13 protein-coding genes are annotated in these 15469 nt (G+C 58.5%); 5 read left to right on the forward strand and 8 right to left on the reverse strand.

Features of this window, described 5'->3' with window-relative positions; genetic code table 11:
• Positions 1–57: 57 nt before the first annotated feature.
• The 5 genes from WA157_RS19390 to hemC all read right to left on the reverse strand — a co-directional run bounded on the left by WA157_RS19390 (position 58) and on the right by hemC (position 5402).
• Positions 58–1131, reverse strand: a complete 1074-nt coding sequence (locus WA157_RS19390) for a GGDEF domain-containing protein (RefSeq protein ID WP_422622544.1) — start codon at positions 1129–1131, stop codon at positions 58–60.
• Between the two features lie 34 nt (positions 1132–1165).
• Positions 1166–2455 carry a heme biosynthesis HemY N-terminal domain-containing protein gene (locus WA157_RS19395; RefSeq protein WP_422622545.1) on the reverse strand — a complete coding sequence of 430 codons (1290 nt, stop codon included), beginning with the start codon at positions 2453–2455 and terminating at the stop codon, positions 1166–1168.
• A gap of 2 nt (positions 2456–2457) precedes the next feature.
• Positions 2458–3567, reverse strand: coding sequence for a uroporphyrinogen-III C-methyltransferase (locus tag WA157_RS19400; RefSeq protein ID WP_422622546.1), 1110 nt, complete (start codon positions 3565–3567; stop codon positions 2458–2460).
• Between the two features lie 65 nt (positions 3568–3632).
• The gene (locus WA157_RS19405) at positions 3633–4454 is read right to left on the reverse strand and encodes a uroporphyrinogen-III synthase (protein ID WP_422622547.1); all 822 of its coding nucleotides are present in this window, start codon (positions 4452–4454) and stop codon (positions 3633–3635) included.
• Positions 4455–5402: a hydroxymethylbilane synthase gene (gene hemC / locus WA157_RS19410; protein ID WP_422622548.1), complete on the reverse strand. Its 948-nt coding sequence runs from the start codon at positions 5400–5402 to the stop codon at positions 4455–4457.
• Between the two features lie 101 nt (positions 5403–5503).
• Here hemC and ppc point away from each other — a divergent pair, with 101 nt between their 5' ends.
• Entirely contained in the window at positions 5504–8377 is a 2874-nt protein-coding gene (gene ppc, locus WA157_RS19415; protein WP_422622549.1) for a phosphoenolpyruvate carboxylase, read from the forward strand.
• 163 nt (positions 8378–8540) lie between these two features.
• Here the strand turns inward: ppc and WA157_RS19420 are convergent, their stop codons facing one another.
• A complete protein-coding gene (locus WA157_RS19420; RefSeq protein WP_422622550.1) occupies positions 8541–9230 on the reverse strand; it encodes a hypothetical protein in 690 nt (229 codons plus the stop codon).
• A 425-nt stretch (positions 9231–9655) separates the two neighbouring features.
• Here WA157_RS19420 and WA157_RS19425 point away from each other — a divergent pair, with 425 nt between their 5' ends.
• The 4 genes from WA157_RS19425 (at position 9656) to WA157_RS19440 (ending at position 14390) form a co-directional block, all read left to right on the forward strand.
• Positions 9656–10420, forward strand: a complete 765-nt coding sequence (locus WA157_RS19425) for a Tll0287-like domain-containing protein (RefSeq protein ID WP_422622551.1) — start codon at positions 9656–9658, stop codon at positions 10418–10420.
• A 69-nt stretch (positions 10421–10489) separates the two neighbouring features.
• On the forward strand, positions 10490–11950 hold the full coding sequence (locus WA157_RS19430; protein WP_422622552.1) for an ATP-binding protein: 1461 nt from the start codon (positions 10490–10492) through the stop codon (positions 11948–11950).
• Positions 11951–11956: 6 nt separating this feature from the next.
• The gene (locus WA157_RS19435) at positions 11957–13360 is read left to right on the forward strand and encodes a sigma-54-dependent transcriptional regulator (RefSeq protein ID WP_422622553.1); all 1404 of its coding nucleotides are present in this window, start codon (positions 11957–11959) and stop codon (positions 13358–13360) included.
• Positions 13361–13382: 22 nt separating this feature from the next.
• Positions 13383–14390 carry a virginiamycin B lyase family protein gene (locus WA157_RS19440; RefSeq protein ID WP_422622554.1) on the forward strand — a complete coding sequence of 336 codons (1008 nt, stop codon included), beginning with the start codon at positions 13383–13385 and terminating at the stop codon, positions 14388–14390.
• A 31-nt stretch (positions 14391–14421) separates the two neighbouring features.
• On the opposite strand, the gene WA157_RS19445 is transcribed toward WA157_RS19440, so the two are convergent.
• Together WA157_RS19445 and WA157_RS19450 are read right to left on the reverse strand one after the other, a co-directional pair.
• On the reverse strand, positions 14422–14931 hold the full coding sequence (locus WA157_RS19445) for a hypothetical protein (protein WP_422622555.1): 510 nt from the start codon (positions 14929–14931) through the stop codon (positions 14422–14424).
• 47 nt (positions 14932–14978) lie between these two features.
• Positions 14979–15356 (reverse strand): cytochrome c3 family protein, encoded by a 378-nt coding sequence (locus tag WA157_RS19450; RefSeq protein WP_422622556.1) that lies wholly within the window; start codon positions 15354–15356, stop codon positions 14979–14981.
• Between the last annotated feature and the right edge of the window lie 113 nt (positions 15357–15469).

Genomic DNA, 15469 nt, shown 5'->3' on the forward strand with positions numbered 1-15469 from the left:
CTCGGGGCAGCCACAAAAAAGGGCACGTCAAGTGCCCTTTTTTACGCCCTGCTTTTGTCAAGAAAGGTCGACCGCCCCCACCTTGGGCGCGTCTCCAAAGTAGCCTCGACGCACCAAGCCGATATGACTGCACACTTTATTGCCGCCGCTTCGCTGCGCAAACTCGACTGCACCCTCTGTTTTTTCAAGCGCGCTGCTGGGCGAATCATCCGCCAGCACATTGGTAAAACCGCAACTCACCGTGACCCGGCCGACTTGCGGAAAATTGAATTTTTCAACATTGACACGAAAACGCTCAAAGGCAGCCAGCACGAGTGCCTCATCCGGGCAATGCATCAACACACCAAAATGCTCGCCGCCAAAGCGGTAAAGGCGGTCGTAGGTACGAAACGTGTTGTTCATCACACGAGCAACGAGCAACAGCACTTCTTCGGCGATCAGATGACCATGCTTCTCACCGACCTGTTCAAAGTTGTCAACAATGGCCGAGCCGAGCCAGTAATTGGCCGGCACCCGATGGCGACGCTCCTGGTCCAGTCCTTTGGGAGAGCCCGCCGTGCGGGCTTCACCGGTGAGGCCGTCAAGCTCTTCCAGCACCGCGCTGTAAAAAGCATCATCAAGCGATTTACGGTTGAGCAGGCCGGACAGGGCATCGCGGTCGCTGTACTCCAGCAAGGAATACATGTTGCGGTAAATACGACGCAATTGCTCGACCATCAGAAGATGTTCTGCGGTCAGGGTCGAATCCGAGTGAAGTTCGATAACGCCTGCGTCATCCTTGCGTGAGTCAGAAAACAGGGGAAGCATGTAAATGCGAGGACCCTCGTCTCCAGCCCATGCTATTTCGACCATTTCACGGCCCAACAGACACTTCAGGCGATCCGTCGCATCGTTCAGGCGCGCCAGTGTCAAGAAGTCAACCCGCGTCGGATCAACGACTTTGCCGCCGCCCCTGGCGTCGAGCCGCGCCACTTCCAGCCAGCGCTGTTCAGCTTCCTCACTCATCACGCGTGCAATGACGATGCGCTGAATCGGCAACAGATCAATCAGCGCCTTGGAGAGCGTGAGTTCCAGCAAATCCCGATCCCGATGGTCGGTCAGCTTGAGAATGTGTTCGATCAAGGTGCTCATAGGTTTCACATAATAGCCCCGAACACAAGAGGCGTCACGCGCTTGCCGCCGCCTTGGCCGCGTTTTTCCAGGCTTGCGTGGCCGCCACAACGTCGCCCCGCTGATCGGCCAACTCGGCCAGCGCGGCCCAGGCATTTCTGGCCAGACCGGCGTCTTGCAACTTGGGCAGTGCGTGTTGCAACAACTGCTGGGCTTTGCCCCACAGTTGCAGTCGCATACAGGTCATGCCCGCGAGATATTGCAGATTTGAGTCGGCCGGATCGGCCAGTTGGGCCTGCTCGATGCGGGTCAGCCAGGTCGCTTCTGGTGCACCGGACGCCATTGCAAAGCTGCTTTCCAACGCCCGAATGAGACTGATGCGCTGCATGTCTGTCAAGGCCCCCGGCTGCGCCAGCATGTGGTCCCAGACCGGCAGCAGCCAGTTGCGGGCCAGCTCGATATCGCCGCCCACTTTCAGCATCCGGCTGCTGGCCTCAATGGCGACCTCGGGCATCAGGCGTTCTGTCTCATCGAGTTGACTCCACACCGTTTGCAGCTGATCCGGGTCGTACGCGGTCAGCACCAGGTCCAGCGCCAGGCTGCGCAAGATTCCGGGCGCCGCGACGTCGGAAAATGCACGATGTTTGGCCAGCAAGCGGGCCGTTTCCAGCGCCAGCTGCGTCTGGTGTGCCATCCGTGCGGCCTGCAAGCGCAAACGCAGGGCCAGGGTGCGACGGGAGGCGCCTTGCGGCAGATCGTTCAGCCATTGCAGCGCGCTTTGGGCATCGTGATCTTCCAGCGCCCAACGGGCCGCCCGCAGTTGCACCCCTTCCCGGGTTTCTTGCGCATCGCGCCTTGACGCCTGTTCGAGTGATTGGCGCAGATGATCCTCCCGCGCCACCGTGTCCTGCAGCGACTGGGCGCTTTCGGCCGCCAGCAAGTGCGACAGCGATCGCAGGCGAGCCGAATAAGCCAGTGTTTCACCACTGCGCGCCATGGCACTTTCCCGCGCCAGCACCACCTCGGCTGCTTTTCTGGCCCGAATAAAACGCCCCGCCATCATGTGCGACAGGGCATCCAGCAAAGCGACGTGCATGGCGCGCTCCTGGTGCTGGATGCGCCAGCTGCGCGCATGACCCGGCATGGCAAACAAGGCGGCCAACGCACGCAAGGCCACATGCAAGCCCAAAAAGAACAAGGCCAACAACAGCACCACCAGATTGAACGACAGATCAAGCCGATAGGGTGGCCAAAAAACCGTGATGGTGCCCTGGTTATTACCGACAAACAACGCCATGGCCACCGCCACACCAAACAATCCCAAAAACCACAGGGCAGCCCGCATAGTTACCTTCCGGCAGCTGCCGTAGCCAGCGCGGCGAGCGTTTCATCCACCGCCGGCAGTCGCAGCGTCTTCATCTGGTTCTGCACCTGCTGCAACAAGGCCACGGCTGCCTGTGTCTTGCGCGAAGTGGCGTTGAAGTATTTGTCGAGCGTCTGATGAGCCGCGACCAGATCGGCCTGCGCTGACTCGATCTGCCGCGCCAACAGTCCAAGGCGTGCGTTGAGCAATTTCAGTTTCAGGTTTTCCCGCACAAAGAACGACTGTTCCGGCGACAGCAGGGCCGCCTCGGGCTGCTCGATACGACTGAGCCGCACCAGACTGCGTGCCTCTGTGATCACCACCTGCAGACTGCGCTGCCACCAAGTGGGCAGCGTCTCAAGACTCTGACGCTTGATGGAGCCCGTGGCCGACACGGGCGCCACGGCATTGGCCGGCACCAACTCGTCGGTCAGGCGCACCAGCTCATCGAGTTTCATCAACAGGCCGGGCGTGTCGCTCACAACCGCCGACTTGACACGGTCAATGTCATGCCGGATAGCACGCTGCAAGGACGTGAGTCGTGGCTGGGCGGCCCTGGATACCCGCTGATCCGCGGTTTTCAAGGCCGCCAGCAAGGGCTCGACACTGCCGGTGAGCTGGGCCTGCTGCTGTGCCAGGCGAATGGCCGATTCAATGTCAACCACCAGATTTTCATCGCGTGAGCGCGACAGGCTTTGCATCAACTCTTCAAGCTGGGAGCGTTGCAGCGTGATCTCACTCAAACGCGCATCAAAGACCGCCACCCGCGCCGCCGACTCGCGCGCCAACTCCTGCGCCAGTTTGGCCGTGGAGCGAGCCTCCAGCGACTGGGCGCTGGCATCGGCACTCTGGCGCGCCAATTGTTCCTGCATTGATGACAGCTTTTGCCATGACAAGCCGCTGAGCAGCAAGGCCAGCAACGCTGTAGCCGCGTTGGCCAGCCCCACCAGGCGTTGCCAGCGCGGCACCGCTGGCGCCGTGTGCGCGCTGGGTGGCGCCTCTACCGCGGCAGCGCCGCCCGCGGGCAGGTCCGTTGCGCCAGGAGCCGGCATATCGGCGGTAGCGTCGGCGTTGACGTTGGCATCAGAGTTCATCACTTGGATTCTAAAGTGTTGGGGACAGAGCCCAAACGGGTCAAAGGACAGCGCTTGTTGGCAACTCAGTGGGCCGTCTGTTGCATCAGCTTGAAGCAGGCCACCAACTCGGGCAGCGTCGGGCGCGACTCCTGGACCACGCCAAAACCGGCCTGCCGCGCTGCCGCTGCAATTCGGGGGTGCGTGGCCACAGCCCGTGCACCAGCCCAGCTCTGCCCGGGCAGGCAGGTGCTCAGGTTGACGACAGCTTGCGTGCTGCTGAACAGCCACACCGAACCATCGGTAGCGGCCTGCTGCGCCAACTCGCGCTCCTGTCCACCAAATTCAGGTGCGCCGCGCTGGTAGGCCATGACAAACTCCGGTCGACCACCGGCCTGCATGACCCGGTTGGCAAACCAATCGCGACCGGCGCCCTGAGCCGCATCGGACCGCGCAACCGCGCTGCCCAGACAATCACCGCCGCGCACAATCAGCACCCGGTCCCCCGGCTGCACCTGCGGGCCCACCACCTGCCACAAGGCTTCCGAATCCAGCTGGCTCGCGTCGACTGGCGGCGCGTCCAGCCGCTCTGGCGCAACACCTTGCCGCAACAACGCACGGGCGGTGCCGGGGCCGGTTGCCCATGCTCTTGTTTTAGTAGCTATTGACCCAATAGATACGGGGGCTAGAGCCGAATTTGACTTAAAAAAATAGTCAACGGCGTTGCCACTGACGAACATGACGCCCACATAGTCGCCCAGATGTTGCCAAGCCCGAACGACATCTGCCGTGTCGTCCACCGGACCCACCTCGATCAATGGCAGCGCGACGGCCTGCAGGCCTTGTGCCGACAAATCAAGAACCCATCGCTGTGCCTCGCGCTGTGGGCGGGTCACGATGACCCGCATTCAGGCCTGGCCCTGCGGCGCATCCGCCACCAGCAGTGTGCCGCCATTGGCCAGCACGGCCGCGCGCAGATCTGCCGCCACCCGCGCGCCCAAGGCCGTGGCACTGGCAAGATCGGACACCGCCGCACTGGCGCGCACATGCACCAAGGCCAGCTTGCCATCCGGGTCGCCCCAGGCGGCATCGATCGTCAAAATATCGGCGGCCAGGGTGGCATACGCGGCCAGCGGCATGGAACAACTCCCCCCCATGGCCCGGCTCACGGCGCGCTCAGCCGAAACCGCCAGCCAGGTGGTTTGATGCGCCAATGGCGCCAAGGCATCGATCACATCCTGACGCTGGCTACGCACCTCAATGCCGAGAGCGCCCTGCCCGGCAGCGGGCAACATATCAGTGGGCTCAAAAGTGTCGCGGATGCGCTGATCCAGACCGAGCCGCTTCAAACCGGCTGCCGCCAGCACAATGGCCGCATACATGCCGTCATCGAGCTTGCGCAACCGGGTGTCCAGGTTGCCCCGCAAGGGCTCGATCTTGAGGTCCGGACGCAGGGCGCGCAACAAGGCCATGCGGCGCAGGCTTGAGGTGCCGACCACAGCGCCTTGCGGCAGGCTGGCCAGATTGGCATATTGATTCGACACAAACGCGTCGCGCGGGTCTTCACGTTCCATCACGCAGGCCAACACAAAGCCGTCGGGCAGTTCCATCGGCACGTCTTTGAGTGAATGCACGGCCAGGTCAGCCCGGCCGTCCTCCAGCGCAACCTCCAGCTCCTTGACAAACAGGCCCTTGCCGCCAACCTTGCTCAAAGCGCGGTCCAGAATCTGGTCGCCCAGGGTTGTCATGCCCAAAAGACCGACCTGGTGACCGCGCTGCGTCAGCAGGTCCTGGACATGTTCGGCCTGCCACAGGGCCAGGCGGCTTTCTCGTGTGGCGATTGTCAAAGTACTCATGAGGTGGTGTGGCAGGACGTAACCTGCTGGTAATCTTGAAGGTGTGGAGGATGCTAGCATGCCCGGCGTTGCCCTCTTGTGCCACCTGCCCCATAACCGCCATGATCAAATCTCAAAAAGTCGCGCCCACCCAGCGCACCCAGGACAACGAACGCCCCCTGGTCGACGACATCCGTCTGTTGGGCCGGCTCCTGGGCGATGTCATCCGCGAGCAGGAAGGCGTTGCCGCCTATGCGCTGATCGAAGAGATCCGCCAGCTCTCGGTGGCGTTTCGCCGTGACGCCGACCACGACGCCAACAAGACGCTGAGGAAACTGCTCAAGGGATTGAGCGGCGACCAGGCCGTCAGCGTGACCCGCGCATTCACTTATTTCAGCCACCTCGCCAATCTGGCCGAAGATCGACACCACATTCGCCGCCGGGCTGTCCACGAGCGTGCTGGCGACACCCAGGAAGGCAGCATTGAAGTGGCCATGACCCGCTTGCATACAGCAGGAATAACACCTGAATCAATCGCGTCATCACTGGCCAGCAGTTATCTGTCGCCGGTGCTCACGGCGCACCCGACTGAGGTCCAGCGCAAGAGCATTCTGGACGCGGAGCGCGACATTGCCCAGTTGCTGACCGCACGCGATGAAATCAAAGTCAACGCTGCCGCACACCGTAGCGTGAACACCAAGAAAGACGCCCTGACGCCACGCGAACTGCTGCTCAACGAGCAGCAAATGAAAGCACGCGTGCTGCAACTGTGGCAAACCCGGCTGCTGCGTTCTTCCAAACTCACGGTGGCCGATGAAGTGGAAAACGCCCTGAGCTACTATGAAACCACTTTCCTGAGCGAGATTCCCAGACTCTACACAGAACTGGAACGCGAACTGGGCCCAAACCCGGTGCACAGCTTTTTGCGCATGGGGCAATGGATCGGCGGCGACCGCGATGGCAACCCCCACGTCAACGCACAGACCCTGGCCCACGCGCTGCGCCGCCAGGCCGACGTGGCACTGCGCCACTACCTGACCGAGGTGCATTACCTGGGCGGCGAGCTGTCGCTCTCGGCCATGCTGGTGAACTGCCTGGCGCCCATGCAAGCCCTGGCCGAGCGCTCACCCGACAGCAATGAACACCGCAAGGACGAGCCCTACCGGCGGGCCCTGATTGGCGTCTATGCCCGCCTGGCAGCCGTGCTCAAGGACCTGACTGGGGGCGAGGCCGCGCGCCATGCGGTGGCGCCACAAAACGCTTATGCCAATGCGGAAGAATTTCTGGCCGACCTGCGCACCATCGAAGCCTCTCTGCTGGCGCACCATGGTGAAGCCTTGGTGGCGCAGCGACTGCACCCGCTGATCCGGGCGGTCGAAGTGTTTGGTTTTCATCTGGCGACGGTCGATTTGCGCCAGAGCTCGGACCAGCATGAAGCGGTGATGGCGGAACTGCTGGCGGTGGCGCGGCTGGAAAGCGCTTACTCACAGCTCGACGAAATGGCCAAGCGCCGGCTGCTCATGGGTCTGTTGAACGATGCGCGGCCGCTGCGTGTGATGGGCGCCACCTATTCGGCCCTGACCCAAAGCGAACTCGCTGTTTTCGAGACCGCCAAAGTCATGCGCTCGCTGTTTGGCGCACAGGCGATTCGCCACTACATCATCAGCCACACCGAAACCGTGAGCGACCTGCTTGAAGTGCTGCTGCTGCAAAAAGAAGTCGGCTTGCTCGAGGGCACGCTCGACGGGCAGGCGCACTGTGACCTGATCGTGGTGCCGCTATTTGAAACGATTGAAGACTTGCGCCATGCGGCGCCCATCATGCGCGAGTATTACGCCCTGCCCGGCATCCACGCGCTGGTCAGCCGTGGCCGGCCCGACCAGTACCACGAGCAGGACATCATGCTGGGCTACTCTGACAGCAACAAGGACGGCGGCATTTTCACCAGCAATTGGGAGCTCTACCAGGCCGAAATTGCGCTGGTCGACGTGTTTGACGAAATGGCGGCCAGCCAGAATATTCCAAGCGATGCCGGGTTGGTGGCTGAGGTCCGGGCGATTCAATTGCGCCTGTTCCATGGTCGCGGCGGCACCGTGGGGCGCGGCGGCGGCCCCAGCTACCAGGCCATCCTGGCGCAGCCACCCGGCACCGTGCGCGGTCAAATCCGGCTGACGGAGCAGGGTGAGGTGATCGGCTCCAAGTACGCCAACCCCGAGATCGGCCGGCGCAACCTCGAAACCCTGGTGGCCGCCACGCTGGAGGCCACCTTGCTCCAGCCCACCAAGTCGGCCAGCGCGCCGTTCCTGAAAGCCGCTGCCGAGCTGTCGCTCAGCAGCATGGCAGCCTACCGGCAGTTGGTTTATGAAACCCCAGGCTTCACCGACTACTTTTTTGCTGCCACGCCAATCCGCGAGATTGCCGAGCTCAACCTGGGCTCACGGCCGGCCTCGCGCAAGCCATCGCACAAAATTGAAGACCTGCGCGCCATTCCGTGGGGCTTTAGCTGGGGCCAGTGCCGTTTGACGCTGCCCGGCTGGTACGGCTTTGGCTCAGCGGTTGAATCGTTTCTGGCCCAAGGCGGGCAGAAAGACCCCTTGGCGCTGCTGCAAAAAATGCACCGGCAATGGCCTTTTTTCAAGACCTTGCTCTCCAACATGGACATGGTAATGGCCAAAAGCGACCTGGCGCTGGGTTCTCGCTACGCCGAGCTGGTGACGGATGCCCGCCTGCGCAAGAAAATCTTTGGCGCCATTGAAGCCGAATGGCACCGCACCGCCAACGCCTTGAGCCTGATCACCGGCGACCCATACCGCCTGGCCCACAACGCGGCCTTGCAACGCTCCATGCGCCACCGGTTTCCCTACATTGACCCCTTGCATCACCTGCAAGTCGAACTGGTGCGCCGCTACCGTGCCGGGCAGACCGATGAACGCCTCAAGCGCGGCATTCACATCTCGATCAACGGTATTGCCGCGGGGCTCAGGAACACCGGCTGAGCACCAGCTCCCGCACCGCCCTGCCCTCTTGCAGACGAGTCATTACTGAGAAAAGCAAGGGCGCACTCAAATCCAAGTGCAACACAACGGTAGTTTATTGGATGGTTTGCGCGGAGTCCTCAAGCTTGGCAAGCCGGGCAATGGTTTGGCGGTCTTGGTAGAGTTATTTCGTATGACACTGGAGGCAGAGCGAACTTCCCGCCATGCCTACCTTCACCAGGCCCTTGCTAGTTCCAGTGCTGCCTGCCACCGTATAGATGTTGTGGACATCGTGACACGACGAGCATTCCACCTTACCGCTGGACAACAGCGTCGTGGCGATGGTGCCGGACTTGCTTACCGTGGAACCAATCGTCACGGTTTTTGTTGACGGGTCATTCAGTCCCTTGTCCGCAGTCGCCAGGGCGGCGTCATAAGTGATCCCAACCGGATGGTCATTGGACAGATTGGTGCCGAGGACAGTGCTGCATCCCAAAGGATTGGTACAACTGTTTGCTTCAGCAAGCGTCATACCGCCTGTAGCACCGCCGTAGTCAAGGATCCCTACCGTGCCGTCGTGACAGGATAAGCAGAGTTTGGAAACCGAGCCGGGCTGACCGGCAGAGGCATTCATAGTGGACGATGCGTAAAGCGTGTAATTGGTGTTATTTGCTGCGCGGTTCCAAAGCGGCCCTTGCGTGTTTGTATTGTGCGGCGCGTGACACATAACGCATACCTGTTGCTCAAACCCAAAAGACCAAATACCGGGATCATGTGCCGTGCCTTTAATCCCCGCGCCTGCAGTCTGGGCAGTAGCCACTCCCAAGATCAGCCACAGCATCGCCCCGACCACCATTCTTATTGGATCAATCAACTCAGTTCTCCCAAAAAAATATCTCCACACATAACCGTAATCAACATTTACTTTCGCAGGGCAAAAGCACTTTTCGCGCCACGATGTCGCGACTCGTCCAGAAAAGTGATTTGGGTCGAATAACTACGCGCCAGGCAGTTGTTAGCTGCGAAGCGGTTTACTAAAATTCTCAAAGCATGGAAAAACGGCTGACAACATTCCCGTTTCAAGGAAAGCACTTTGCTGTAACGGGGTGCTGGCGCCAATTAAATCGCCCAGAATGAATGAGCTTTGGCAACACATTGCGGGTACCATCCACGACAAATGAAGGTTTCAAAAAGACCAATTGAAAGAAAGCCGAATTCAGTCCTTCATGTTGTCCAATTTTTATGCCTTTGCGGGCATGACACAAAGTAGACGATTCACCTTGCTCGGCGTAACCCGACATGCAAAAACTGAACCCATTCACACCGATCAAGGTATTCCAGATTTTGAAAGCGGTTTTGCAGCCGCTTCGAGAAATCAGGAACTGGGGAACCTTACAGACGAGGAAATTCGGTAAGGAGGTAAAAAACAGGGTTCAAAACCGACGTCCGCTGACGAGTGGTATCTGGCTGTTTTTGACAATTCGGTTTCTGGCCGGAGTCTTGACAACGGTGAGCATGGCAGGCTTTTCCCCGGCCGCACATTCACAAGAGAGTACGGAAAGTAAATCGATTCAGGACAGCCGCAAGGTTGCTCTCCAGGTGTGGCGGGACTTAAGAACCCAACTGATCAGGGAAATGCAGTTGAGTGGCCCGCTACGCTCGCTCGTGGTGTGCAAATACACTTGCCCCGAGATTCTTTCCATGCAGTCGCGCAAGACCGGCTGGAGAGTGGCTGCGGTAAGCCTGAAACCACGCAATTCGGCGCTGGGCATGGCCGATGCATGGGAGCAGAAAGTGATTGCCGATTTCGACCGCCGTGTAGCCAAAGGCGAAAAAGGGGAGACGCTTGAATTTATCGAAATCGTGAGCGAGCCGCAGGGCAGGTATTTCCGCTACGCCAAGGCGATGATGGTGGAGCGTATGTGCCTGCAATGCCACGGTTCGAGCGACCAGCGACCCGACTCGGTAAAAGCACAATTGGCCATCGACTATCCATTTGATCAAGCCGTCGACTTCAGGATAGGCCAGGTATACGGCATCGTCTCAATCAAGCGAGGCATTTGATCGAACACCTCACTTTGCAAGAGTGAACATGAACCCATTTCAGCAGGGTCTGGCCCTGCCAAGACCAAAGTGAAGCTCACGCTGCGAGCCAAAGGCATCTTCGCTTTCATGGCATTGATGGCTTACGTAGGAGCAGGTGATTTCATCCTGTCGCAAGAACGCTCGAATCTGTTGCTCTACTTCTCCGAAATGGAGCGTATCTATACAACGGAAAGCGCGCTCGGGAAGACTACTTATGCTGTCTCCCATTCCATGCTCAAGTTAGAGGAAAGGTTCTTTTCCAACGACAGTCTGCCCCCAGCGTTTGAAGAGCATATTGCGCTCGATGTGGAACTGATCCAAGCGGGTCTGATTGGATTGCAGGACTATTACCCGGGGCTTAAAAAGAGGAATGATCGCCTGGACCAGGATATGGCCAGACTGCGTACCGAACCCTCGCATGGCAGCATGGTCTCGCTGCGAGAGCACGGAAAGGAACTAAGCGGTGAACTGGATCAGATCACTAGGGAATTGCGTGAGCGCAAGAGCCTGCTGTGGCAACGCTACCGCAACGAGTATGACATCATGTCGTTCACTGCGGCAGTTATGACTCTCGTGGGAGCGCTAATTTTCGGCGCACTGATTGCGCTGTTTCTCACACGACTGGCATCCGATATCAGGAGGCTTGCAACGCGTGCGTTGGATATTGTGGTCGGCTATCGGGGACCACCGGTAGAGGTCACGCGCGACGACGAAGTAGGCGATTTGATGAAGGCGATCAACCGCATGCAATCCGAATTACGACTGCGCGAGCGGCAGCTGGAAATCTCGCGCGAACAGCGCTTTCACAAGGAAAAGATGGCGGCCATCGGCTCGCTTGCCGCAGCCGTTGCGCACGAGATCAACAACCCGATTGCGGCGATTGCGGGAATCGCTCAATCGCTGAAAGATTCTGGCCAACACGCATCGTGTGCGGAGTTCGGTATCGATCCATCCGACTTGATACTGGAGCAAGCCAAACGCATCACTGCTATTTCGAGACAGATCGCCGAGCTCACCGCACCGCACTCACCAGAGCACGAGTTGCTCGATCTGAATTCGCTCGTGCGCAATACATGTAATTTCATTGCTTACGACAAGCGCTTTGACAAGATAGAAATGGCTCTTAATCTTGATTCCCAGATACCCGCAATCAACGCCATCGCCGATCATCTGACGCAAGTGCTGATGAACTTATTGATCAATGCGGCTGACGCGCTGGAGGATGTCCCTCAGCGCAGTCCGACGATATGGGTGTCGACGTTGGCGACAAAAAGTGAGTTGCTATTGACGGTAAGCGACAACGGCAAGGGAATGGACAGTTCTGTGCTGGCGCACGCATTCGATGAAGCCTATACGACGAAGCCGCCCAACAAGGGCCGCGGCCTTGGCCTGTTTTTGTGCAAGTCCCTGCTCGAGAGCTGCGGCAATCGCATCGGGCTAGAATCGACGCTCGGGGTCGGCACCTCAGTGCGAGTCCGTCTCACGCTGGCGTCGCATACCGGAGCCTAAGCAAGCATGCCATCTCTGAACGTTTTAGTTGTTGACGACGAACCGGCATTGCGCCAGATTCTTGCTGCCGCAGTGATCAAAGCTGGCTATTCGGTGGAACAGGCCAACGGCGTAAAACAGGCCGCGACGATGCTTTCCCGCGGGGACTTCGATGTGGCACTATGCGATATCAAGATGCCCGACGGAAACGGTATTGAACTGGTACGCAATTGCCGCGCCGCCGGGATCGAAACGACGTTTATCATGGTTACGGGATTTGCTTCGATCGAAACAGCTGTCGAAGCGCTGCAGGCCGGGGCGTCGGATTACATCACCAAGCCAGTGCGCTATGAAGAGGTGGCGCACAGACTTTCTCAAATCGACGCGTTGCGCGGCTTGCGCGAAGAAAATAAGGCCTTGCGCAAGGTTGTAAGCGATAGCTCACCCAAGTTGTACCGATTCACCTCGCCCGGAATGCTGGAAGTAGAGCGACTAGCTAGAAAAGTAGCGCCCACTGACTGCACGGTCCTGATCACCGGAGAAAGCGGCACCGGCAAAGGCGTGGTGGCGCGAATGATCAACGATCAGAGCAAGCGGCGCACTGGCCCGTTTTTGCAGGTCAATTGCAGCGCGGTGCCCGAACACCTGCTGGAGAGTGAGTTTTTCGGACATACCAAAGGCGCGTTTACCGGTGCCGATCATGCCCGCAAGGGGCTTTTTTTGCAGGCCAACGGTGGCACCTTGTTCCTTGACGAGATTGGCGAACTACCCTTGCACATGCAGACCAAACTGCTGCACATGGTCGAGGACAAGGAAGTCAGGGCGCTGGGAAGCGAGCAAGTGCGCCATGTCGATACGCGCATCATCGCGGCGACGAATGCCAATCTTGTGAACCTGGTGAAAGATGGTAAATTTCGCGAGGATCTGTATTTTCGGCTCAGCATGTTCCAGATTCAGATACCACCATTGAACGAGCGGCAGACGGACATGCCCGGACTGATCCGTTTTTTGCTTCACAACCTGTGCCCGAGCGGATTGGGAACAATGGAAATCGATCCTTTGGCAGAAGAAATTCTGCTGGCTCATAGATGGCCGGGAAACGTGCGAGAACTTGAAAACGTAATCACCCGCGCATGCATCCTGGCGGAAGACAACCGCATTTCGATCGCTGACCTGCCTACGACGATTATCCGAACAAGCTTACCAAAGACATTGGCTGGTGCAGCGATAGGCTCCAATGGTTCCCTTCGCGATCAGATGCGAAAATTGGAACTCGAAATCCTGCAGCGTGCGATCGAGGGTGCCGGGGGAGATCGCAAGCTGGCCGCGCAGAAATTGGGAATCGGATTGTCTAGCCTGTACCGCAAGTTCGACGAGTTTCAACCCGATGCCTTGAGCAGCGGAGACGCTGCGCCAGTGCACCCATCCTAAGCCTGGCGAACCAGAACTAAAAATGGACTTCAGACTGATACATACATTGAAGTTGGGGCTGCTTGCCCTGCTTGCTGTCGTTACTTTTGAGTCGCTGGCGGGAGGCTCAAACGCCAGCGCAACACCGGGCACGCGGGTGGTTGCGGGGAAAATAACCGAGTGGCAGGTGCCAGTGCCGAAATTTGTGCGTGATCCGGCTATCGGGCGCGACGGAAATGTTTATTTCGCAGTGCGCTCGGGCGACCAAATTGCCCGCTTTGACCCAAAGTTGAAGCTCTTCCAAGATTGGAACGTACCTGTTGGAACGCAGCCGCTGGGCGTGGTGGTGGCGCGCGATGGCAAAGTACTCTTTGGCGGTTTCGGCAACGGCACCATCGGCGAACTCGATCCATCCACCGGCAAGATAAAAATATACCTTATCCCGTCCGCTGACAGCAATCCTTATACGCTGGTACTGGATGGTGAGGACAATATTTGGTTCACGCTGCGAAAAGTCGGCAAAGTGGCGAGGCTTGAGCGCGCTAGCGGCAAAATCACAGAATACCCGATTGGCGACAAGCCATACTCAGTGGCATTGGACCAAAGCGGCAATGTTTGGGTCACACGCATGGCCGCCGACCGGATAGTGCGCTTGGAGCCAAAGACCGGCAAGGTCACGGAGTTGTTACTGGGTTTGGGATCGCATCCACGACGGACTGCGGTGGCGCCGGACGGTATGCTGTGGGTCTCTCTCTATGGCACGGGTAAGCTGCTGAAAATTGATCCCACCGTATCCCGAGTGATCAAAGAATATGAGCTTCCAGGCGGGCCGAATGCTGGCCCCTATGCCGTAAACGCAGACGCAAACGGACGCATTTGGGTCAGCGAGATCCAAACCGACAGCGTGATCATGCTCGATCCCCGTAGCGAGGAAATTCGGATTTTCAAGCTACCGACAAAGAATACCGGGATACGCAATGCTGCCATTGATTCCGAGGGGCTCTACTGGTATGTGGGCAGCCAAGCGGGTAAGCTGGGTGTCATTGAATGAAAAGCTGACGACCGAAGGCCGCGGAGGCGGTTCAGGACAAGAGTCTATTCAAGTCTTCCACGGCGAGTAGCAAGGTCTGCGGTGATTTACCAGCCGACACGGAGGCCTCCAGTTTTGCCACTTGATTGCGTATGGCAGTGAAACGAGTGCGTTCTTGCGTTCTCCAGGCCATGGCAAGCGCCAGCACTTCAGTTTGCGGGTGACTTGCAGGATCGCTTGAAAAATCGAGTTTGCGTGTCTTAGCGATCAGTTTTGTGAAATCTTTCAAGACCAGATTTTCGTGGCGGCTCCAAATTCTTTGAGCAAGCATCAGCGCAGTCAGGTTGACTAGAGCGAACACGCCCAGCACCGCGAAACCTTCTGTCACGAGGCGCGTCAGAATGGGCCCCGTCTGGACGAGATGAACTCGATACAGGCTCTCCTCAAGCAAGTTGTTGAGATGCCAGTATGTGACCCATGTCGACACGCACACCAGAACTACCTCAAGAACCACCAGAGCGATCAGCAGTGACCGCTGAATGGATTTATCAACGTAATTCATTTGACGCCGGTAAGCGGGCCGAGAGGAGGTGCTGGCAGCGACAGGTATCATTTGGCGTGGCAGGCTAGACAGAGCGCCGAACGCTCATTGGAGACGACCAGCTTGCCATGTTCTTTCTTATAAGCCTCATGGCAGGAAATGCAGCTGATTCTTCCATCTGACAACAAAATCTTCTTTTGTGCCAACTGATTTTCCGGTTGGAAGCCGCCTCTCTTGCTCGCGTCACGGTAGCTGCGCCCGATTGGGTGGGGAGCCGCACCGCTGGCATGACGCAGGACGCCGCTGCTGCCGATGCTGACTGATCCGCCATCCGAATGACTGCCTGCGTGGCATCCCAGGCAATGCAAGGAATGCGCATCGATGTCGATGGTGCTGCGCCCGCGACTCACATCCAAATGTCCCGAAATTACCAGATAAAGCAACATCTATTCTGTAAATTTCGATTTTGGTTCTGTGTTGTTGCGCAATAGCGTCGGGTCAAGGCTTCATGTTCAGGTAGATTTTTGCGGTCATCCACTCCTCGTCTTGTTCGGCCAGC

Origin of the sequence: Rhodoferax ferrireducens, from assembly GCF_049302455.1 — a bacterium.
Taxonomy (GTDB): domain Bacteria; phylum Pseudomonadota; class Gammaproteobacteria; order Burkholderiales; family Burkholderiaceae_C; genus Rhodoferax; species Rhodoferax ferrireducens_B.